The 20675-nt window shown below is 54.2% G+C and carries 19 protein-coding genes; 13 read left to right on the forward strand and 6 right to left on the reverse strand.

Annotated features, from left to right (window positions below):
- Positions 1-8: 8 nt before the first annotated feature.
- The 4 genes from ychF (at position 9) to WBP50_RS01665 (ending at position 5047) form a co-directional block, all read left to right on the forward strand.
- Entirely contained in the window at positions 9-1100 is a 1092-nt protein-coding gene (gene ychF, locus WBP50_RS01650; protein ID WP_423931322.1) for a redox-regulated ATPase YchF, read from the forward strand.
- Between the two features lie 23 nt (positions 1101-1123).
- The gene (gene murI, locus WBP50_RS01655) at positions 1124-1942 is read left to right on the forward strand and encodes a glutamate racemase (RefSeq protein ID WP_423931323.1); all 819 of its coding nucleotides are present in this window, start codon (positions 1124-1126) and stop codon (positions 1940-1942) included.
- A gap of 124 nt (positions 1943-2066) precedes the next feature.
- Positions 2067-3032 (forward strand): 4-hydroxy-3-methylbut-2-enyl diphosphate reductase, encoded by a 966-nt coding sequence (locus WBP50_RS01660; RefSeq protein WP_423931324.1) that lies wholly within the window; start codon positions 2067-2069, stop codon positions 3030-3032.
- A 38-nt stretch (positions 3033-3070) separates the two neighbouring features.
- A complete protein-coding gene (locus WBP50_RS01665) occupies positions 3071-5047 on the forward strand; it encodes an FAD-dependent oxidoreductase (RefSeq protein WP_423931325.1) in 1977 nt (658 codons plus the stop codon).
- A 20-nt stretch (positions 5048-5067) separates the two neighbouring features.
- Here WBP50_RS01665 and WBP50_RS01670 read toward each other — a convergent pair whose 3' ends face one another.
- Entirely contained in the window at positions 5068-5343 is a 276-nt protein-coding gene (locus WBP50_RS01670) for a hypothetical protein (protein ID WP_423931326.1), read from the reverse strand.
- Between the two features lie 7 nt (positions 5344-5350).
- A complete protein-coding gene (gene lpxB, locus WBP50_RS01675) occupies positions 5351-6493 on the reverse strand; it encodes a lipid-A-disaccharide synthase (protein ID WP_423931327.1) in 1143 nt (380 codons plus the stop codon).
- Positions 6494-6600: 107 nt separating this feature from the next.
- On the opposite strand from lpxB, the gene WBP50_RS01680 reads away from it, so the two are divergent.
- The 5 genes from WBP50_RS01680 (at position 6601) to WBP50_RS01700 (ending at position 10510) form a co-directional block, all read left to right on the forward strand.
- Entirely contained in the window at positions 6601-7983 is a 1383-nt protein-coding gene (locus WBP50_RS01680; RefSeq protein ID WP_423931328.1) for a phosphoglucomutase/phosphomannomutase family protein, read from the forward strand.
- A gap of 171 nt (positions 7984-8154) precedes the next feature.
- The gene (locus tag WBP50_RS01685) at positions 8155-8763 is read left to right on the forward strand and encodes an RNA polymerase sigma factor (protein WP_423931329.1); all 609 of its coding nucleotides are present in this window, start codon (positions 8155-8157) and stop codon (positions 8761-8763) included.
- A 78-nt stretch (positions 8764-8841) separates the two neighbouring features.
- A complete protein-coding gene (locus WBP50_RS01690) occupies positions 8842-9243 on the forward strand; it encodes a hypothetical protein (protein ID WP_423931330.1) in 402 nt (133 codons plus the stop codon).
- A 71-nt stretch (positions 9244-9314) separates the two neighbouring features.
- Positions 9315-9854 (forward strand): Spy/CpxP family protein refolding chaperone, encoded by a 540-nt coding sequence (locus WBP50_RS01695; RefSeq protein ID WP_423931331.1) that lies wholly within the window; start codon positions 9315-9317, stop codon positions 9852-9854.
- Positions 9855-9970: 116 nt separating this feature from the next.
- Positions 9971-10510, forward strand: coding sequence for a Spy/CpxP family protein refolding chaperone (locus WBP50_RS01700; RefSeq protein WP_423931332.1), 540 nt, complete (start codon positions 9971-9973; stop codon positions 10508-10510).
- Between the two features lie 70 nt (positions 10511-10580).
- Here WBP50_RS01700 and WBP50_RS01705 read toward each other — a convergent pair whose 3' ends face one another.
- Entirely contained in the window at positions 10581-12092 is a 1512-nt protein-coding gene (locus tag WBP50_RS01705; protein ID WP_423931333.1) for a lipopolysaccharide biosynthesis protein, read from the reverse strand.
- A gap of 18 nt (positions 12093-12110) precedes the next feature.
- Positions 12111-12458 (reverse strand): hypothetical protein, encoded by a 348-nt coding sequence (locus WBP50_RS01710; protein WP_423931334.1) that lies wholly within the window; start codon positions 12456-12458, stop codon positions 12111-12113.
- Positions 12459-12741: 283 nt separating this feature from the next.
- Between WBP50_RS01710 and WBP50_RS01715 the strand changes: the two genes are divergently transcribed.
- The gene (locus tag WBP50_RS01715) at positions 12742-13722 is read left to right on the forward strand and encodes a KpsF/GutQ family sugar-phosphate isomerase (protein WP_423931335.1); all 981 of its coding nucleotides are present in this window, start codon (positions 12742-12744) and stop codon (positions 13720-13722) included.
- A 62-nt stretch (positions 13723-13784) separates the two neighbouring features.
- On the opposite strand, the gene sucD is transcribed toward WBP50_RS01715, so the two are convergent.
- Both sucD and gatA read right to left on the reverse strand, forming a co-directional pair.
- Positions 13785-14684, reverse strand: a complete 900-nt coding sequence (gene sucD / locus WBP50_RS01720; protein ID WP_423931336.1) for a succinate--CoA ligase subunit alpha — start codon at positions 14682-14684, stop codon at positions 13785-13787.
- Between the two features lie 21 nt (positions 14685-14705).
- Positions 14706-16154 (reverse strand): Asp-tRNA(Asn)/Glu-tRNA(Gln) amidotransferase subunit GatA, encoded by a 1449-nt coding sequence (gene gatA / locus WBP50_RS01725; protein ID WP_423931337.1) that lies wholly within the window; start codon positions 16152-16154, stop codon positions 14706-14708.
- A gap of 237 nt (positions 16155-16391) precedes the next feature.
- Here gatA and WBP50_RS01730 point away from each other — a divergent pair, with 237 nt between their 5' ends.
- The 3 genes from WBP50_RS01730 (at position 16392) to WBP50_RS01740 (ending at position 20578) form a co-directional block, all read left to right on the forward strand.
- The gene (locus tag WBP50_RS01730) at positions 16392-17234 is read left to right on the forward strand and encodes an isoprenyl transferase (RefSeq protein ID WP_423931338.1); all 843 of its coding nucleotides are present in this window, start codon (positions 16392-16394) and stop codon (positions 17232-17234) included.
- A 30-nt stretch (positions 17235-17264) separates the two neighbouring features.
- The gene (gene bamA, locus WBP50_RS01735) at positions 17265-19760 is read left to right on the forward strand and encodes an outer membrane protein assembly factor BamA (protein ID WP_423931339.1); all 2496 of its coding nucleotides are present in this window, start codon (positions 17265-17267) and stop codon (positions 19758-19760) included.
- A 173-nt stretch (positions 19761-19933) separates the two neighbouring features.
- Positions 19934-20578, forward strand: coding sequence for an outer membrane protein (locus WBP50_RS01740; RefSeq protein WP_423931340.1), 645 nt, complete (start codon positions 19934-19936; stop codon positions 20576-20578).
- Positions 20579-20675 lie beyond the last annotated feature (97 nt).

The following is a 20675-nucleotide window of genomic DNA, read 5'->3' on the forward strand; positions in this document are numbered from 1 at the left end:
GTATCGATATGTCTCTCCGCTGCGGGATTGTCGGATTGCCGAATGTCGGAAAATCGACACTGTTCAATGCCATTACCGCCAAACAGGCTGAAGCGGCGAATTACCCCTTCTGCACCATAGAACCCAACGTCGGCACGGTTCTGGTGCCCGATGAACGGATGCAGTTGATTGCCGATGTGGTCAAAACGCCGACACTGGTTCCGGCCACACTTGAAATCGTCGATATCGCAGGTCTTGTCAAGGGCGCCAGTAAAGGCGAGGGCCTGGGAAACCAGTTCCTTTCGCATATCCGGGAGGTCGATGCCATCGTGCATGTCGTCCGGTGTTTCGACGACAGCAATATTATTCATGTGGAGGGAAAAATCGATCCTGCCGACGACATCACGACCATCGAAACGGAACTGATGCTTGCAGACCTCGACAGCATGGAACGGAGGATAGAAAAACTCCGGAAAAACGCACGGAAGGAAAAAGATCTGCTGCTGCAGGTGGAACTTGCCGAACGGATCATTGCCGGACTTTCCGAGGGAGTTCCCGCAAGAGCCATCATTCAGGATGCCGAAGAAAAAGAGCTCTCCCGCCAGTTTTTCCTGCTCACCACAAAACCTATTCTCTACGCGGCAAATGTTGCCGAAACCGATCTGCCCGGGGGCAATGCCTATACGAGGCAGGTAGCGGAAATCGCTGCGGAATCCGGCTCCAAAATGCTGATCATCAGCGCAAAAAGCGAAGCGGATATATCCGAGCTTCCCGAAGAGGAGCGCCCGGAATTCCTTGAAAGCCTCGGCCTCGAGATGTCCGGGCTTGACCGGGTCATCAAAACCGCATATGATCTGCTCGGCCTGCAGACCTACTTTACTGCCGGTGAAAAAGAGGTGCACGCATGGACTATCCGCAAGGGAGCCGCCGCTCCGGAAGCTGCAGGCGCCATCCATTCAGATTTCGAGAAAGGCTTCATCAGGGCCGAAGTCATGTCGTACCGGGATCTCATCGAACTCGGCTCGGAACAGAAGGTAAAAGAGGCCGGGAAACTGCGATCCGAAGGACGCGATTATATTGTCAAAGACGGAGATGTCATTGTGTTCAGGTTCAATGTGTAACCTTTAACGATTCTCTTCAGCCGGTGCATCATCGTAAAACAACTCCTGAAAGCCCGATAGGCATTTTCGACTCGGGTGTCGGCGGCCTGACCGTCGTGAAGGCGATGCAGGCACTGCTGCCCGCCGAAAAAATAATCTATTTCGGCGACACCGCAAGGGTCCCCTACGGTTCGAAATCTCAGGTCACCATTCGCAAGTACGCCCAGGATGACACCGCCATTCTGATGCGATACCAGCCGAAAATGATAATTGTCGCCTGCAATACCGTTTCGGCACTGGCGCTTGATGTCGTAAAAAAAGCGGGTGGAAGCATTCCCGTGATCGGGGTACTCGATGCCGGCGCCGAACTTGCCGTCAGCGTAAGCAGAGGAAAACATATCGGCGTGATCGGCACACAGGCTACCGTCTGCTCGAATGCCTATGCGTGCGCCATCAACAGCATCGATCCGGATATCGAGGTCTACTCGAAGGCATGCCCGCTCTTCGTTCCGCTGGCTGAAGAGGGGTTCACCGATCATCCCGCAACCCGCCTTATCGCAGAAGAGTACCTCAGGGAGTTCCACGCAGAGCATATCGATACCCTTGTACTCGGATGCACCCACTACCCGATCCTGCGCAACATGATCGCAGAGACCGTCGGACCTGACATCCGCATCATCGATTCGGCTGAAGCCGTCGCACAAAGGGCAAAAGCGCTGCTCGAGGAAACCGGCATGCTGCATACATCCGGAGAACCGGCAAACCCCCATCTGCTTGTCAGCGATCTTCCCCAGAAATTCAGCATGCTTTACCGGCTCTTCATGAGCGCCGACATGCCCGATGTCGAGCTTGTCGACGTCTGAACCGGAACCTCCTCCGGAAACGTTAGCCTGCTCATGGATTTCCCTTGATTTTTTGTCTTGACGGCCGGGGATGTTACTTTTGTCTGTTTGACTCGTTACTTTTGATTCTGTTACCGTTATCAACGTGAAAATAAACCTCGACAGAACATCATCCGGGTTCTGCATCGGTGTGCAGGGCACCATCCACGTGGCGGAAGAAAAACTCGCTGCAAAAGAGCGGCTGTTCTCGCTTGGCGATGTTGTCCACAACGAAGTGGAGGTAAAGCGCCTGGAGAAACTCGGCCTCACCACCATCGATGAAGCCGCTTTCGAGGCGCTCAGGGATTCGAGTGTGCTTGTCAGGGCACACGGCGAACCGCCGGAAACCTACAGCAAAGCGAAACGGAACAACCTCGATATTACCGACACCACCTGCCCGGTGGTATCGAAACTGCAGCGCACCGCACGCCTTCTCGACCGGCTGGGTTACCAGGTGGTCATTTACGGCAAACGCGCCCATCCTGAAGTCGTCGGCATCAACGGACACTGCGGCAACCGCGGGGTTATCATCAAACATGCCGATCTGTCGGATCCGGAAGAACTGGAAAAGCTCGATACCGGAAAAAAAACCGCGCTGATCTCGCAGACCACCATGGACGTGCCCGGTTTTTATGAACTGAAAGCGAATCTCGAAACCCGTTTCGCTTCGGCTGCAGGCGAGCCGACAAAGCCCTGGACGGAGGTCAGGGACATCGATATCACTGCGGCCATAACCGGTCAGCGCCCCATGCCCCGCACGGTATTCAAAGACACTATCTGCCGGCAGGTTTCGAGCCGGAACCGGAAACTCCATGAGTTCGCACTGGCAAACAGCTGCATCATTTTTGTGGCCGGAAAGAAAAGCTCGAACGGCCAGGTGCTTTACGGCATCTGCCGGGCAGCCAATCCGAGGAGTTATTTCATCGAGGATGTCGAAGACATCCTGGAATCCTGGTTTGAAGGCACTGAAGGCGGCGCCGTCGAGAGCGTCGGAATCTGCGGTGCGACATCGACGCCGATGTGGCTGCTTGAAAAGGTTGCAGGATTCATCGACAGGCGTTTTAACCATTGAGCTGCTCCCCCGGGCGCTCCTGAACCGATCAACCGACCATGAATGATCTGAGCCTTACCATAAACGGCAAAACCGTTTCCGCATCTCCGGGCATGTCGATTCTTCAGGCCGCACTCTCGGCGGGAATCGCCATACCGACACTCTGTTTCGACAAAACGCTTGAATCGACCGGCTCCTGCTGGATGTGCATCGTGGAGCTCAAGGGGAAAAACCGTTTCGTTCCGGCATGCAGCACCGCAGCCTCGGAGGGTATGGTTGTAGAAACCGAAAACCCTGAACTGCACGACATGCGGCGGCAGAGCCTGGAGCGCATTATCGACCTCCACTGCGGCGACTGCATGGGGCCCTGCGAACTCTCCTGCCCGGCAGGCTGCAACATTCCGGATTTCATATCGGAAATCAGGCGGCATGAGAACGGCGAAGCGATCAGGATCATCAAGGAGACCATTCCCCTTCCGGGCATTCTCGGACGGGTATGCCCGGCACCCTGCGAAAACGAATGCCGGCGCCACGGCGTGGATGAACCGGTTTCTATCTGCGCACTCAAACGGTATGCCGCAGACCGGGACATGGAACGTGCCGACCGCTATGTTCCGGAAATCCCGGAAAAAACCGGCAGAACTGCAGCGGTGATCGGGGCTGGTCCCGCCGGACTGAGTGCCGCCTATTATCTGCTCGCTCTTGGCCACGATGTCACCATATTCGACGCCAACGAAGCGCCTGGCGGCATGATGCGTTACGGCATACCCCGCTTCCGGCTTCCGGAAAACGTGATCGAAAAGGAGATAGAACCTCTGCGGCAGATGGGAGCCCGGCTTCGCATGAACGCCGTGCTCGGACGGGATATCACCATCGCATCGCTCCGGGAGGATTTCGATGCAATCTTCATAGGCATCGGCGCGTCAAAAGCCTCTCTGATGGGCATTCCCGGAGAAGATGGGCCGTTCGTTGCCAGCGGCATTGCGTTTCTGCGCGACGTTGCATGCGGCAAAACCGTTCATCCGGGAAAAAGCGTACTGGTCGTCGGTGGAGGCAATACGGCAATCGACGCTGCCCGCACGGCGCTGCGGCTTGGAGCGGAAAAGGTGACCATTCTCTACCGGAGAACACGCAGCGAAATGCCGGCCAATCAGGCAGAAATCGAAGAGGCGCTTGCAGAAGGCGTCAGGCTGCACCTGCTTGCCGCACCGGTATCAATAGCATCAACTGGAGGAGCCGCTGCCGTTACGGCCGTAGCCATGCAGCCGGGAGAACCGGATGAAAGCGGCAGAAGAAGACCGGAGCCGATTGCCGGTTCGGAATTCACGCTCCATGCCGATACCGTGATTTCCGCCACCGGACAGCAGGTACACTGCCCTGCGGAAGCCGTACCGGGCATCGCGCTGAACCCGAACGGCACGCTTTCGGTCAATGCGGAAACCCTCGAATGCTCAGCAACAGGCGTATTTGCAGGAGGGGACTGCGTTACCGGTGCCGATATCGCCATCCGCGCCGTTGCACAGGGAAAACGGGCGGCTTATTTCATCGACCGCTTTCTGAAAAACCTGCCGGCAGAAGAACACACAACGCCCTTCAACTCATCCTACGGACCGAGAGACAAGGCGCCGGCAGCGTTCTATGAACGGACACCTTCCGCGCCACGGGTACCGGTACCGGAACTTGAACCGGAAATCAGAACCGGAGGGTTCATGGAGGCGGTTACCGGGTTCGGCAGTGCCGATGCCATTACGGAAGCCGAAAGGTGCCTGCAGTGCCGATGCAAGGCTATCGAAACCTGTCGTCTCCGCGATCTTGCGGCAAAATACCTGCCGGACTACACCTGCCGTCAGCAGGAGCACCCGGAATTCAGTATTTCGGCAACGCCGGACATTCTTCTTGAACGCGAGAAATGTGTAGACTGCGGCATCTGCGTAAGAACGCTCGAAGCGTGCGCATCGCCGGAGCATCCGGATTATCACAAGCTTGCCGCATCATGCCCTACGGGAGCGCTGAGCGAGCCGCTGGTGAACCGTTAGGCAAGATACCGCAAAGTATTTTATTTTAAGGATTTCAACAGTCCGAACAGCTCTTTGAGCATGGCTCCGAGACGGACGAGCGACAAGGAAACGGTATCCTTCGCCTGGCGGAAGAATTCAGGGGCATCACCGCCACTCAGCTGAAGCCAGGCTGCATAGAGCAATCCCGCAGCGACGGCGACAACAAGAAGCTGAAGAGCTCTTCTGAAAAACGAAAACACTGCCAGAACGGCGGCGACAAGCACGACCGAAAGCAGCAGCGGATTTCCGGAGAGGAGTTCGAAAAACTGTTCCATGTTCCTGTTATAAATATTCCTCGATAACCATCGAAACGGCCTTTGAAGGGGACGCGCTGGCAAGTTTGTCGCGAGCTTCGAGCAGTTCCTTGCGCATGAGGCCGGCACGGACGGGATCATCGAGCAGAAGCCCGACCTCCCTTGCCATCCCTGCAGCATTTGCCTCATGCTGAATAAGCTCCGGCACGGCCTGGTCCGAAGAACCGAGCCCCCTGGCGACAATGTTGGCCAGAGAGATGCTTTTGAGTTTCACGAGCCGTTTTCCGATCTGGTAGTTCAGCCACCCCGTCCGGTAAACCACAACCATCGGAAGCCCGAAACAGAGCGCTTCGAGTGTCGCCGTCCCTGAGGTGACAAGCGCCACGGAGCTGTACTTCATCACGTCATGGCCGGGGCATTCGACAATCCTTATCCGGCTGTCTCCCGGAGCGTACTCCTGCCAGCGATAGTCGAGGTGAGGCGCCCGACCGAGAAGAAAAACCGCATTGCGGGTCCCGGCGAGCATCCCTGCAGCTCCGAGCATCTCGGGCAGCATCATCGATATCTCCTGACGCCGGCTTCCGGGAAGCAGGCCGACCAATACCGCGCCTTCTTCGATTCCGTGTGCCATCCTGAAATCGGAGGAAGAATGAAGCGGTTCTTCATGAAGCTCTTCGATAACCGGATTACCGACAAATTCGGCCATCACGCCGTGACGACGGTAGAACGCGACCTCAAAATCGAAAATCACCAGCAGACGATCTACCGTTTCGCGTATTTTCCTAACCCTGCCCTCTTTCCATGCCCATACCTGAGGAGCAATGTAGTAGATGACCGGAATGCCGAGATCATGAAGAAAACGGGACATCATGAGATTCATGCCGGGATAGTCGACCAGCAGAGCCACATCGGGTTTCTCCTCCATTATCAGCGCCTTCATCTCCCGTATCACCTTTTTGAGAAAACCTGCGTGACGCAGCACATCGACAAACCCCATGATGCTCATCTGACGGGTATCGTAAGCAAGTTCGGCTCCAAGTCCCCGAAGCCGCTCCCCTCCGATGCCGAACACCCTGACATCGGGCCTCCGGTCGAGCAGGCAGGCAATCACCCCTGCTGCGTGCATGTCGCCCGAAACCTCTCCGGCCAGAACAAAAAGCTTCCTCGGCATCAAAAACGGCTGATAATTGGATGAACGAAAGGGAAACTGTATTTTAGTCATCTGAAAAAAAACGCCGTACGGCATTTCAAATCCCATTATATCAAAAACAGAAAAGAATGCAAGTCAAATTCGGTACTGACGGATGGCGTGCGATTATCGCAAAGGATTATACATTCGACAACCTCAAGCTTGCCGCACTGGCAACGGCCCGATATATTCATACCCGACCCGAAAAGGCAAAAGGAATATGCATCGGATACGACACCCGGTTCATGTCGAAAGAGTTTGCGGAATTCACCGCAGGAGTGATCTCCTCGCAGGGTATCAAGGTATATCTCGCCGACAGTTTTGTGTCCACCCCGGCGGTATCGCTTTTCACCAAAGCCCGGCAGCTTGCCGGAGGCATCGTCATTACCGCATCTCATAACCCTCCTGTCTATAACGGATTCAAGGTCAAGGCCGCCTACGGAGGACCTGCCCATCCTGAAGCGATTGCTGAAATCGAGCGCTACCTTGCCGAAATCGATCCCGACACGAATGTCACGCCCGACAGCAAGCTGATTGAAACAGCCGATCTGAAAACATTCTACATGAACCACATCAAGGCGAACGTCGATCTGCAGCTCATTCGCAACTCGCGCATCAGAATCGCCCATAACGCCATGTACGGAGCCGGACAGGACATCATCAACCGGCTTTTCGACGAGTCCATGGTGAACTGCTACCACTGCACCATCAATCCCGGATTCGGCGGCATCAATCCGGAACCGATGCCGCAGTACATCGGAGAATTCGTGGAATTTTTCCGGGAGGTCGAAACCGATGTGGCTATCATCAACGACGGAGATGCGGACAGGGTCGGCATGCTTGACGAACACGCCTGCTTCGTTGATTCCCACAAGCTTTTCGCCCTTATACTCAAATACCTTGTCGAAGACCGTCAGCAGCACGGCGAAGTGGCAAAAACGTTCGCCCTGACCGATATTATCGACAGAATCTGCCAAAAACACGCACTGATCATGCATGAACTGCCGGTAGGGTTCAAGTATGTAAGCCAGCTCATGACGACCAACGATATCCTCATCGGAGGCGAAGAGTCCGGAGGCATCGGCATTACCGCATTCCTTCCGGAACGCGACGGCGTTTACATCGGGCTCCTGATTCTTGAAATCATGACCCGGAAGGAAAAAACCCTTTCGGAACTCGTTCAGGAACTTTACGACGAATACGGCTTTTTCTGTTACAAACGCAACGACCTGCATGTCAGCGAAGAGAAAAAACTGGCCATCATCACCCGGGCTGCAACCGGCGATCTCCCATCGATTGCCGGATACCCGGTAGTGAAGTTCAGCAATCTTGACGGATGCAAGTATCACTTCGAGGGTGGATGGCTGCTCATCCGTGCCTCAGGCACCGAACCGGTTCTGCGCCTCTACTGCGAAGCCGACTCCGAGGACAAGGTCGATAAAGTACTGGCGTTTGCTGCGGGACTCGCCTGAAAAAGCGTTTTTTTTCGATGAACACCTGCAGGAACAGCCGAAATATGACGTCAAACCTGCAGGGTTCCGATTCCGGCGGGGAGGGACCAACGAAACACCCTTGCGGGAGGATCATTGAACAACGGATACCCGAACGCCCAACCGCACCTGCAGATCAGTCGATACTTGTTTATGGAAGAAGCTGGAGAAATCGCATTAACGGCAGAGGTAAAGAGCAGAAGCTTGGGCAATAACGCTGTAACATCGAATAATGAGCTTTTCAGGGCTCTCGTTGCCGAACACCAGGATATGGTGCTCAATACCTGTTATCGTTTTGTCATGAACAGGCAAGACGCGGAAGATCTCGCACAGGATGTTTTCGTCGAAGTTCACCGCTCACTTGAAAGCTTCAGGGAGGAGTCGAAACTCTCTACCTGGATATACCGGATCGCGGTAACAAAATCCCTCGATCACCTGAGAAGAATGAAAAGAAAGAAACGCTTTTCATCCATCAAAAGAATCATAGGCATCGACGATCCGGCCGAAGATCTGCCGTCAACATCAGGCGACAACCCGGAACAGGCTCTTGCAGGCAAAGAACGGGCAGGCATTCTGCAGGACGCGCTCAACACGCTTCCCGATAACCAGAAAACCGCTTTTCTGCTCAGCAAGCAGGACGGATACACCAACAGTGAAATTGCCGACATTCTCCAGACCTCGGTTTCGGCAGTCGAATCGCTGATTCACCGTGCAAAGAAAAATCTGCACGACAAGCTTTCGCGATACTATACAAACAACTGAGGATAACAACAACCGGAAAAGTGGCGTGCAAGGTTTTCAGAAAGCTGTCGTCAAAAGAGATGAAAACAGGAAAACATCATGAAAAGACCAGATGAACACATAGAGGCAGAGATCAGGAGAACCCTTCAGGTTCTTGACGATCTTCCGAATCTCAAGGCGTCCCCTCTTTTCAGGGTTCACCTGATGCAGAGAATTGAAACATCGCACCAGAGCGCTTCGGGATACGGAACATTCCGGCAGACGGAAGGATTCAGGATGAAATTTGCCGTAGCAGCCATTCTTCTGGTCATCAATATCAGCTCGGCGCTCCTGTTTTTCAACTCGCAGGAACCGTTGTCCCTGACGGATGCCGGTGAAGCTATTGAGCAGCTCAGCGATGATTATTCCGGAGAAGAACTCGCGTATTATGTTGAAACCGACGACACCGCCAGCAACCGGCAGGCTGGAGATCAGGCAGTTCAGGAAAATGTAAATCCGTGAGCGCGCCCGGAAAAATGCAGGATACTGTTTGATGCAGAGTAAAACGTAATGATAAATAACCCGACAGAACGATGAAAAAGAACACGATGATGATGCTGATGGCCGCCCTGATGCTTGTCTCCGGAGGATCGGCTTCCGCTGCCGACAACAACAGCTATGCGAATGAGCCGCCTGCCCCGATGCGCAATGCACTCCAGAATGAACGCCCCGATTTCCGGAACGAGTGGCGAAAAAGGCCGGGAGGCAACGAAAAGGACTCGCGCCGGTGCGGACCGGAGGCAGCAATGAAAGATGCTCTCGGCCTCAGCGACACGCAGCAGAAGAAGCTTCAGGAACTGCGGGAGAAACAGTTTGCCTCGACTGCCGGAGAGCACGCGCAGCTGCGCTCCCTGCAGCAGGAAATCATGAATGAGTCGCTGAAGAAAAATCCGGACAACCGCAGGATAGCCATGCTTTCGAAAAAAATCGGAGATACCCATACCGAACTGGCACGCAAGCGCAGTTCACATCTCCGGGAGATGCTCTCCCTGCTGACTCCCGATCAGATGGAAAAAATGAAAACCTTCATGCAGAACAGGCCGGGAGGAAAACACGGCGGCATGATGCTCTGACAGATTGCGGCAACCTGCAGAGGTGACGGAAAATTCTTTTTGTCATCTCTGCAGGAACGTAGTCACCTATACCATCAACCAACACCGGCGGCTGCCGTATGGACTCTTAAGCAATTATGGATTTCCTTACATCAAAACGCTTCATTACCGCAACACTTGCAGTACTTGTTGTGCTCAATGTTACGCTGCTCAGTTTTCTGTGGTGGCAGAACTCCCATACCCCTGGGCGCGGACCAATAAAAATAACCCGCCAGTACAGCAGGCATATCTACTTTTCAGGGCCGCTTTCGCTCACTGAAGAACAGAGCCTCAGGTTCAGGGATATCCGTAAAAACCATTTCAGAAAGGTAACGCCCTACATTCAGGCTGTCGCAGGGCTCAAAAAAGAGCTGATCAGGGAATCGGTAAAGGAAAAACCCGATACGGCGAAAATCAACTCCCTTGCAGAAGCCATAGGCATCAGGCAGGCTGTGCTGGAAAAAGAACTGGCGCTGCATTTCCATGAGCTGGCTCTGGTATGTACGCCTGGCCAGCGGGATTCCCTCCGGAACATGCTTGAGCAGATCGCAACCCGTAAAATGAAATTCCCCAAGGAACGCTTTGCGCCTCCTCCGGGAGAGGTACGGGAAATAAACATCATCAGGGAAGAGCGTTAGCTATCCTGTCCGGCGGGAAGCAAACAGCCCTCATTCCCGGCCAACTCCCAACAGGAAAACCTGATATGCTTCAGGCGCCTTTGTTCCGGTAAAGTTTCCGGATCAGAAGAGTGCTCTCTTCGCGGAAAAGCAATGCTGCAACTCCGGCATAGGCAAAGAGCAGAACAACACGCGATACAACACTCCATACTCCTCCGTCAATGCGCATGGCGAACTGCTCCTGAAGCGGAACAATGGCAATTCCTGCAACAAGCAGCAGAAAAAGTTTTGTCCAGTCGTACCTGTTCGGGAAAACTTTCAGTGAGTAATACGCCATCACCAGACACATCACAACGGTTCCGGCAACAATGGCATAAGCCGCTCCGTCCATGCCGCCCAGGGGAATCAGCAGCCAGCACCCGAGAGCTGTTACCGCAGCGCCGGAAAACGTGACAACCGGCAGATAGCGGGTGTTGCCGGTAACAAGAATTCCGGAAGAGAGGTTTGTTGAAACCATGTCGAACACATAACTGAGAAATATCCAGGGAAGTACGGAAAGCCCGATCCAGTATTTCGGAGGCAGAATGTAAAAACGCCCGCCATAGTGATGCATGACAAGATCCGGCACGAAAAAGGTAGCCGCAAGCGCCGCAAACATCGTAATCAGCGTTGAAATGCTCAGCACATACCGGAACAGCCGTTTTGCGTCGGGATCACTGGAGTGCTGCAGAAAGAACGGCTGCCAGGCAAACCTGAAAACCTGGATCACCAGCTGCAGGATAATGCCGAACGCGGCAACGCGCCCGTAAATGCCGACAATGTCCGATGCCATGAACCCTTTACCGTAGATCCTGGCGATATCCGATGCGGAAATCCTGATGAGCAGGTTTCGGTCGATAAGGTGGATCAGAAGACCTGCTATCCCGGTAGGAACATACGGCAGACCGATACGCAGCATTTCCCGCAGATAGGCGAAGGAAAAAAACGGCTTCAGTTCCCTGAAAAGCGGAAAGACAACCGCCAGGCTTACCAGTGAACCGATGATATTGGCAAAAAACGCGCCGGGAAGACCGGCGTCGAAGGTGATCAGAAGAACCAGGGAACTCAACACCACGGCAACCACCCCGATAATGCGCGCCGCGGCAAACTGCAGGGCCTTTCGTTTCAGACGAAGCTCGGCAAAGGGAATTACCAGCAGGGTGTCGATCCAGAGAATGACGGCCGCATAGTTTATGAACTCCCCTTCCCCGGCGCCGAACCCTATAAATCCCGCAATATCGGCTGAAAAAAGCACCATAACCGCCGCGAACAGGGTAGAGGTAACAAGCAGACTCAAAAAAGCGGTCGAAAAATAACCCTTCGTATCACCCGAACGATGCAGGGTATCGGATGCCGATTTCAGGTAGGAGGTTTCCAGACCGTAGGAAAACAGAACGTTGGCAATGGCGATATTGGCATACACCAGGGTCTGGATGCCGTTGTCGAACGTGGAAAGCCTGTTGGCGTAAAGCGGAACGAGCAGGTAGTTGAGGCTGCGGGCTATAATGGTGCTGGAGCCGTAGATAACGGTATCTTTGGCTAGCAGCTTTAACTTTGCGAGCATGAAACTGCAGGATATGACTTACTGGACATCGTTTCCGGCCTCTCCGGAACTCCCGTTCCGCTGCTCCGCCGCCTTTCTTCTCTGAACCTCTTCCTGATCGATCTGAAAACGGCCATCTTTCTGCACAACAGGAATCCTGGATATAACCTCCCGGAGATGACGCTGTGCCTCGGCCTGCTGCTGCTTGAGCTTCTCCAGCTCTGCTCCTCTGAGACCGACAGGGTTGTCCTTGTCGATAAGCGTATCCTTCAGCGACTCGATTTCCATATTCTGCTCTTTCTTCATGTACCCGACAAATCGGGAGAGCAGAAACAGAAGCACAAAGAAAAAAGCAAGCGAAAAGATAAAAAGGCCAACCCAGCTCATAACCAAGATATTAAACGTGGATAAAGATGCCGATAACGTTGCCTGCACCGCAACAAATTGTCCCGAACGACCTGAGCCGGAAGCGGATGGAGCAAAAAAACCGGAGAGTACACTGCGGTACATCAGGATTTCGAGCCCCTCCCGACGAGGCAATCAGGACGCTGAACCGTTCAAACAGAGGCGCCTTGTGCAGGTGCCACATAATTTAGCTGATAATACGTTCTATAAAAATACTATTATTCGTTGATTTCAAACACAGAAACCGTTCGACCAGGCGATACCTATGAACAGCAACAATGAAATGCGGCCCCTGACCGCCAGCGGAAAAACCATTCTCCTGCAAGAAGCCGAAGCCCTGCGGCAGATAGCTGACAGACTCGATGATGCTTTTGCCGGAGCAGTAAGCGCCATGCTCGCATGCAGCGGAAAAATCATCATTTCCGGCATGGGCAAGTCGGGAATTATCGGCCAGAAAATAGCGGCGACCATGGCTTCAACCGGAACAACCGCTCTGTTCATGCACCCTGCGGATGCGGCACACGGCGATCTCGGCATTGTTTCCGAAGGCGATGTGGTCATCTGCCTTTCGAAAAGCGGTACAACCGAAGAACTCAATTTCATCCTGCCCGCCCTGCAGCGGATCGGAGTGGCGATTATCGCCATGACCGGCAATCCGCGATCATATCTTGCCCAGCATGCCGATATCGTACTCGACACCGGTATCGAGCAGGAAGCATGCCCTTTCGACCTTGCACCCACTACCTCGACAACGGCCATGCTGGCCATGGGAGATGCCCTTGCCATAACCCTCATGCAGGAGAAACGGTTCACCCACCGGGACTTTGCCCTGACCCATCCAAAAGGCGCACTGGGAAGGCGTCTGACCATGAAAGCTTCCGATATCATGGCAACAGGCGAAGCCATTCCTGTGGTTGGAGAATCGGTTCTTATGAGTAAACTCATTCTCGAAATGACATCAAAACGCTATGGAGTCAGCGCCGTCGTCGACGCCGAAGGCCGGCTCTGTGGCATCTTCACCGACGGCGACCTCCGGCGGATCATCCAGAAAGGAGGCGATTTCCTCCAGCTTCCCGCCAGTTCCGTCATGACCGGAAATCCGAAAAGCGTCACCCCCGACACGCTTGCCAGGGAGTGTCTCGACATACTTGAAACATACCGGATCACCCAGATCATGGTATGCGACCGGAATAACCGCCCCGTCGGCATCGTACATATCCACGATCTGGTAGCACTGGGGTTGTAGAAAAAGAAAAGGCGCACCGCGATGCACCTTTTCTTTTTCTGTCCTGAACACCTCTTGCGAAATTACTTTCCGAGAGCTTTCATCATGGCGGTACCGATATCCCCCGGATTGTCCACCATGTGGATACCTGCGGCCTCCATGGCAAGGATCTTGTCCTCGGCCGTTCCTTTACCGCCGGATACGATGGCTCCGGCATGACCCATCCTGCGACCCGGAGGCGCCGTCCTGCCGGCAATAAAGCCGACAACCGGCTTTTTGAAATACTTTTTAATGTACTCTGCAGCCTCCTCCTCGGCACTGCCACCGATTTCACCGATCATCACCAGCCCTTCGGTCTCGTCATCCTTTGCAAACATCTTGATGGCATCGATAAACCGCGTACCGATGATGGGATCACCGCCGATACCGATGCAGGTAGACTGCCCGAGCCCGACAGCAGTCAGCTGATGAACCGCTTCATAGGTAAGGGTTCCGCTGCGCGAAACCACGCCGATCGAACCTTTCCTGTGAATGAAACCGGGCATGATGCCGATCTTGGCCTCTCCGGGAGTGATTACGCCGGGACAGTTCGGTCCTACAAGCACAGCGCCTTTTTCCTGCACGAAAGCGTAAGCCTTCATCATGTCGTTGACCGGCACGCCTTCGGTAATGCAGATTATGACCTTCAGGCCTGCATCGGCGGCTTCCATGATGGCATCACCGGCAAAAGGAGCCGGAACGAAAATAACCGATGTATTGGCTTCGGTTTTTTCAACAGCTTCCTTTACGGTATTGAATACGGGCACAGGACGGCAGAAACGGTCTTTCTCGTTACCATGGTAGAGCCCGCCGCCTTTACCCGGAGTGACTCCGGCGACAACATTGGTTCCATATTCGAGAATCTGGGAGGTATGGAAGGTACCTTCCCCACCCGTTATCCCCTGCACAAGCAGACGAGTATCCTTATTGACTAAAACACTCATGGCACTGGTAGAATTTAAGAGTTATGAAACAACTGCAGAGGAACACTGACGGCGCTGCATATGCCGGGCAATACCCATAAGCTTTCCTTCCTCGAAGAAATCGCAGATCAGATGCATTCCAACCGGAAGGTTCCGGCTGTCAAGGCCTACAGAAACACTGACCGCCGGCATCCCGACGATGCTGGCCGGTACGGTGAACACATCGGCAAGATACATTTCAAGCGGATCGGCCATTTTCTCACCGATACCGAACGGCGGAAACGGAGAGGTCGGACCGGCTATGACATCTACTTTCTCCAGAGCCTCGCGATACCTGTCCTGAAAGACACGCCGCACCTGCTGTGCTTTCCTGTAATAGGTATCGTAATATCCGGCAGAGAGCACATAGGTCCCGAGCATGATACGGCGCTTCACCTCTTTACCGAACCCTTCGGTCCTCGAGTTCACGTACATCGCCAGCACATCGGCGGAGTCGCTTGAACGGTAGCCGTAACGGGCGCCGTCGAAACGGGCAAGGTTGGAGGAGGCTTCGGCGGTAACCAGAATATAGTATGCGGCGATGGCATAATCGCTTGCCGGAAGGGTGATGTCCACAAGTTCCGCACCCCGCTCCCGCAACTCGTCGAGCTTTGTCCTGACAATTCCGGCAACTTCCGGATTGAGGCTCTCATGGAAATACTCTTTCGGTACACCTATTTTCAATCCCTCAACCTGCACACCCGCCATGACGGCAGCATAGTCGGATACCGCATGAGAGGATGAGGTGGCATCATGACTGTCCTTTCCTGCCATGACGCCGAGCACCAGCGCCGCATCGTCGCAATTCCGGGCGAGTACGCCGATCTGGTCGAAGGACGAGGCAAAGGCCACGAGCCCGTAACGGGAAATCCTGCCATAGGTAGGCTTCAGACCCACAATATCGCAAAACCCTGCAGGCTGGCGCACCGATCCGCCCGTGTCGGAACCGAGCGCCGCCAGCGCAAGACCTGCGGCGACAGCCGCCGCCGAACCTCCGGAACTGCCGCCCGGAACCCTGGTTTTATCGAACGGATTGGGAACGGGGCCGAATGCGGAATTTTCGTTGGAGCTGCCCATGGCAAACTCGTCCATATTTGTCTTGCCGAGAAAAACAGCATCCTCGGCCTCCAGCCGCTGAATTGCCGTAGCGTCGTAGATGCTTTCATAATTTTCGAGGATCCTCGATGCACAGGTAAGTCCCGCCCCTTTCATGGAAATATTGTCCTTGATCGCCATCGGCATGCCGAACAGCCGACCCGGCGCTCCTCCGTCGCGAAGCTTTCCGTCAAGCTCCCGTGCTCTCTGGATAGCTTTTTCATGAAAAACCGCTATATAGATGTTGTCGTCGCGATGCCTGTCTATACGCTCGAGATAACCGCTGACAACTGCCTCGCAGGTTATCGCGCGCGCGATCAGCGCGGTGCGCAGATCCTGGTAACTACTGAATTGCACGTCTGTTCTGAATTATTTTAATAGAAGGATAACGGAAAACAGGAATAAGCCCCAGCCTCTCACGGGTCATGAAACGCCGGCATGCGGGACAATCCTCTCCACGTAAGGTTTGTATAATAAGAAATAACTGCATATTATTCAATTTGAAGTGTTTTCAAATTACCGAAGACTGACCGCAGGTTATTACCGCAGAGATAACTGCCATAACGGAGCTGCAACAAGAGGAAATACCACCATATGGCCCGCATAGCTACGATCGATCTCTCATCAGCCTTCAAACCGCACTGGTTTTCATCGCACATAGACTCCGGCGATACGAAAGCACAGGAAGATCTTAAAGCGACGTGCGATCTCCCTCGTCATATCGCCGTCATCATGGACGGCAATGGCCGCTGGGCTCGCCAGAAAGGAAAAACGAGAATCGAAGGGCATGCCGCAGGCGTGAACTCCGTCAGGGATGTGGTGGAAGCATGCGCGCAGCTCGGCATAGGATATCTGACCCTGTTCACCTTTTCCACAGAAAACTGGAAGAGACCGGAAAAAGAGGTGTCCGCGCTCATGCAGCTGCTCATCAGGGTGCTGCGCAAGGAGTCGAAAGAACTCCATGACAACAATATCCGGCTGAACGTGATCGGCAACATGGGCATGCTGCCCGAAAACGTACGCCACGTCCTGTGCGAAACCATGGAACTCACCAAAAACAACAGCAGGCTGGTTCTGAGCATCGCACTCAGCTACAGCGGAAAATGGGATATCCTGCATGCCTGCCGCTCCATGGCTTTCGACGTGAAAAACGGGAAACTCGATCCGGGAAAAATTGACGAACAGCTTTTCGAATCGTACCTTTCGACGGTCACGATTCCCGACCCCGAACTGCTCATCCGCACCAGCGGAGAGTTCAGAATCAGCAATTTCATGCTCTGGCAGAGCGCCTATACCGAAATCTATTTCACCAATACCTACTGGCCTGATTTCCGCAGAACCCAGCTTTATGACGCCATCAGGGACTTTCAGAGCAGGGAGCGGCGCTTCGGCCAGACAAGCGAGCAGATCCAGACAAAACAAACAGCAAACAAGTAAGATTTAACCCAGACCGAATACGGAAGTTCCATGAAAAAAATGCGCAAACTGATAGCCCTGGTACTTGTTGCTCTCGCTCTCGATGCAGCAGGCACTCCTGTTGAAGCAAAAACACCGAAGGCCCTGAAAGCCCCGGCATCGCAGCAGCAGAAAAACACTGAAGCGAAAAAAAATCTCTATACCGTTTCCGCAATATCCTTCAGCGGCCTCGAATCGCTCAACCCTGGAGAGCTTGCAGCAAGCATGCCGATCAAAATCAGCGACCGGATAGCGATCCCCGGCCCCGAACTCTCCGGCGCCCTTCAGTACCTCTGGCAACTGCAGATGTTCTCCGATATCAGTGTTGAAAAAACCGAACAGGCAGGACGGTCGGTTGCCCTGAAATTCATCGTCCGGGAACTGCCGCAGCTTGAAGCGGTTGCATTTGAAGGAAACGATAAATTCGATGCCGAGGAGCTGCAGCGGACCGCGGACCTCCGTACCGGCAAAAGAGTCAGCGAGCAGGACCTTCTCACTGCGACCAACAAGATCGAAAAGCTGTATGCCGGTAAAGGATACCTGACGGCCGGCGCAGAATACCGGCTGCAGGAAACCGGCCCGAACAAGGTAAAGGCGCTCATCACCGTCCGGGAAGGAAGCAAGGTCGCTATCGAGAAAATCCGCTTTCACGGCAATAACGCCTTCAGCCAGGGAAAACTCCGGGGAGTCTTCAAGGAAACATCCCAGAACTCCTGGTGGAGAAAAATCTTCGGTGCGCCAAAACTTGACAAGGACAAGTTTGACGAAGACAAAAACCTTCTGGTCGATTTCTACAGGGAAAACGGTTACCGGGATGCCAGGGTGCTGAGCGACTCCATATCCTACACGCCCGACAACAAGGGCCTCTATCTCGACGTCTACCTTGAAGAGGGTCCGGTATACACCGTCGGCAACGTTGCCTTCACCGGTAACACCAAGGAGTTTGCAACCTCCGAAATTCTCGAGAAAACCTTCCGGATCAAAAGCGGCGACCGGTACAATGCAAAACTCATTCAGGAACGGCTGAATTTCTCCCAGGACAACTCCGACATCAGTTCACTCTACCTCGATCGCGGCTATCTCGGATTACGGGCAAAGCTCGAGGAACAGGTTACGGAACCTGGCAAGGTCGACCTCATGATCTACATTCGCGAAGGCGATCAGTTCCAGCTGAATACCGTCAATATCAAAGGCAATACCAAAACCAAAGACCACGTCATCCGCCGCGAGCTCTACACCGTTCCGGGAGACATGTTCAGCCGGAAAAACGTCGTCAGAAGCATCAGGGAAATCAACATGCTCGGCTATTTCGATGCCGAATCGCTTAAACCCGACATCCAGCCGAACGACGAGAACAATACCGTCGACATAACCTACGGCGTAACCGAAAAACAGAGCGACACCTTCAACGCGTCGGTCGGCTACAGCGGTTCAAGCGGCTTCACCGGTGCGCTCGGCGTAACCTTCAACAACTTCTCGCTGCAGGACATCTTCAATCCCGAGGCCTACCGCCCGCTACCGCACGGAGACGGCCAGAAGCTCTCCCTGCAGTGGCAGTTCGGCAACGACGACTACAGCACCATCGGCCTCTCGTTCACCGAACCCTGGGCTTTCGGAGGCCCGACGGCCGTAGGTGTTTCGATCTTCAAAACACACCGCACCTACGACTTCACTGATGACGACAGCGACGACAACAACAAAACCATCGACCAGTACGGCGCGACCCTCTCGGTGGGACGCCGACTGACCTGGCCGGACGATTATTTTTCGATCAACTGGAAGCTGAAATACCTCCACAGCGAAGGCGGTTTCGTCAGTTTTATCGAGGATGAAGGCGATGCTCCCGATGAAGCCGACGAGTTCTCCATCACGCAGACACTGTCGCGCAACAGCATCGACAGCCCCATCTATCCCCGCAGGGGCAGCAAGAACGTGCTGACCGCACAGCTTGCCGGTGGACCGCTGCCTGGGTCGATCAATTTCTACAAATTCACGCTGAACTCGAGCTGGTTCTTCCCGATCACCAATAAGCTCGTGCTCAACCTCTCTACGCAGCACGGCTATCTTTCGACGTTCGACAAGGAGGACTACCTGCCCTACACCGATTACTTCTACATGGGCGGCAGCGGCATGTCATCCCTGCCGACCATACCGCTGAGAGGGTACGACGACCGCAGCCTCGGCGACAGCGAACCGCTCGACGAGGATTCCGACCTCTATGGCGGCACGGTATACTCGAAATTCGGCACAGAACTGCGCTATCCGCTCACGCTTTCGCCCTCGGTCAGCATCTACGCTCTGGCTTTTGCCGAAGCCGGCAACGTCTGGAAGGATATGGATGCCGTCAGCTACGGTGACCTGAAAAAATCCGCCGGTCTCGGCCTGAGGCTTTACCTGCCGATAATCGGCCTGGTAGGCCTTGACTACGGCTACGGGTTCGACAAGGTTCCGGGCGACGACGAGAAGGGGTGGAAGTTCATGTTCACGTTCGGAACGATGGCGGAGTAGAACCGGCCTCCGGCGCCTGCCGCTAAAAGGCGCCGAACTTGTGAAAACTTTGACAAATACTTAAATTAGTGTATCTTTAATACTATATAGATGCGCGCCCTCTTAGCGTAAGTTCTATTTGCTTTTTTTCTAGCTCTCAAGTTCCTATGAACCAAAACCCTATGGAGGAAAAAATGAAAAAAAATCTTTCACTTCTGGCTGCATTTCTGGTAGTCGGCTGCTGGGCCGCTCCCGCTTCCGCAGCTGATCACTATGTCAGCGGCATGGCCGGCATCTCCTGGATGAACGACATGGACTCGGACTATTATTACAACTATGAAGGCGAGGATGCCGGCGAGGATATCGGCTTGGGCTCAGGTCTCACCCTGCTTGGCGCTATCGGCTGCGATTACGGCGACTACCGCCTCGAAGCTGAAGTCGGCTACCAGAAGAACGACGTCAAGGACATCACCTACAACTACGACGGTGGTGATTCCGCCAGCTTTGACATGGACGGTGACGTATCCGTGCTGTCCCTGATGGCCAACGGTTACTACGACTTCGATCTCGGCGGCGTTGAGCTCTATGCAACGGCCGGCGTCGGCGTTGCGCAGGTCTCGATGGACAACATTGGTGAAGATGGTGACGACGGCTCGTACGATGCAAGCGAAACCACGCTGGCCTATCAGGTCGGTGCCGGTCTTGCCACTCCGATCGCCGACAACGTGAAGCTCGACCTCCGTTACCGCTACTTCGCCACGACGGATTTCACCGTCCTTAGCAGCAACATGAATGTCGACAGCCACAGCGTGCTGCTTGGTGTTCGCGTAGGCTTCTAAGCCTGCCTGGCTTCTGTCAGACAACAAACGTGGAAAAGGAGGCTTCGGCCTCCTTTTCTGTTTTCCGGCCGGACAAAGCGGCGCATATCGGCCATCA

This window comes from Chlorobium sp., from assembly GCF_049593655.1.
In the GTDB taxonomy this organism is placed as follows: Bacteria; Bacteroidota; Chlorobiia; order Chlorobiales; family Chlorobiaceae; genus Chlorobium.

Bases quoted from the DNA above. Each gene is read 5' to 3' on its own strand.
- ychF (WP_423931322.1), top strand. From the start codon at position 9: ATGTCTCTCCGCTGCGGGATTGTCGGATTGCCGAATGTCGGAAAATCG.
- WBP50_RS01665 (WP_423931325.1), top strand. From the start codon at position 3,071: ATGAATGATCTGAGCCTTACCATAAACGGCAAAACCGTTTCCGCATCT.
- WBP50_RS01670 (WP_423931326.1), bottom strand. From the start codon at position 5,343: ATGGAACAGTTTTTCGAACTCCTCTCCGGAAATCCGCTGCTGCTTTCG.
- lpxB (WP_423931327.1), bottom strand. From the start codon at position 6,493: ATGCCGAGGAAGCTTTTTGTTCTGGCCGGAGAGGTTTCGGGCGACATG.
- WBP50_RS01680 (WP_423931328.1), top strand. From the start codon at position 6,601: ATGCAAGTCAAATTCGGTACTGACGGATGGCGTGCGATTATCGCAAAG.
- WBP50_RS01685 (WP_423931329.1), top strand. From the start codon at position 8,155: ATGGAAGAAGCTGGAGAAATCGCATTAACGGCAGAGGTAAAGAGCAGA.
- WBP50_RS01690 (WP_423931330.1), top strand. From the start codon at position 8,842: ATGAAAAGACCAGATGAACACATAGAGGCAGAGATCAGGAGAACCCTT.
- WBP50_RS01695 (WP_423931331.1), top strand. From the start codon at position 9,315: ATGAAAAAGAACACGATGATGATGCTGATGGCCGCCCTGATGCTTGTC.
- WBP50_RS01700 (WP_423931332.1), top strand. From the start codon at position 9,971: ATGGATTTCCTTACATCAAAACGCTTCATTACCGCAACACTTGCAGTA.
- WBP50_RS01705 (WP_423931333.1), bottom strand. From the start codon at position 12,092: ATGCTCGCAAAGTTAAAGCTGCTAGCCAAAGATACCGTTATCTACGGC.
- WBP50_RS01710 (WP_423931334.1), bottom strand. From the start codon at position 12,458: ATGAGCTGGGTTGGCCTTTTTATCTTTTCGCTTGCTTTTTTCTTTGTG.
- WBP50_RS01715 (WP_423931335.1), top strand. From the start codon at position 12,742: ATGAACAGCAACAATGAAATGCGGCCCCTGACCGCCAGCGGAAAAACC.
- sucD (WP_423931336.1), bottom strand. From the start codon at position 14,684: ATGAGTGTTTTAGTCAATAAGGATACTCGTCTGCTTGTGCAGGGGATA.
- WBP50_RS01730 (WP_423931338.1), top strand. From the start codon at position 16,392: ATGGCCCGCATAGCTACGATCGATCTCTCATCAGCCTTCAAACCGCAC.
- bamA (WP_423931339.1), top strand. From the start codon at position 17,265: ATGAAAAAAATGCGCAAACTGATAGCCCTGGTACTTGTTGCTCTCGCT.
- WBP50_RS01740 (WP_423931340.1), top strand. From the start codon at position 19,934: ATGAAAAAAAATCTTTCACTTCTGGCTGCATTTCTGGTAGTCGGCTGC.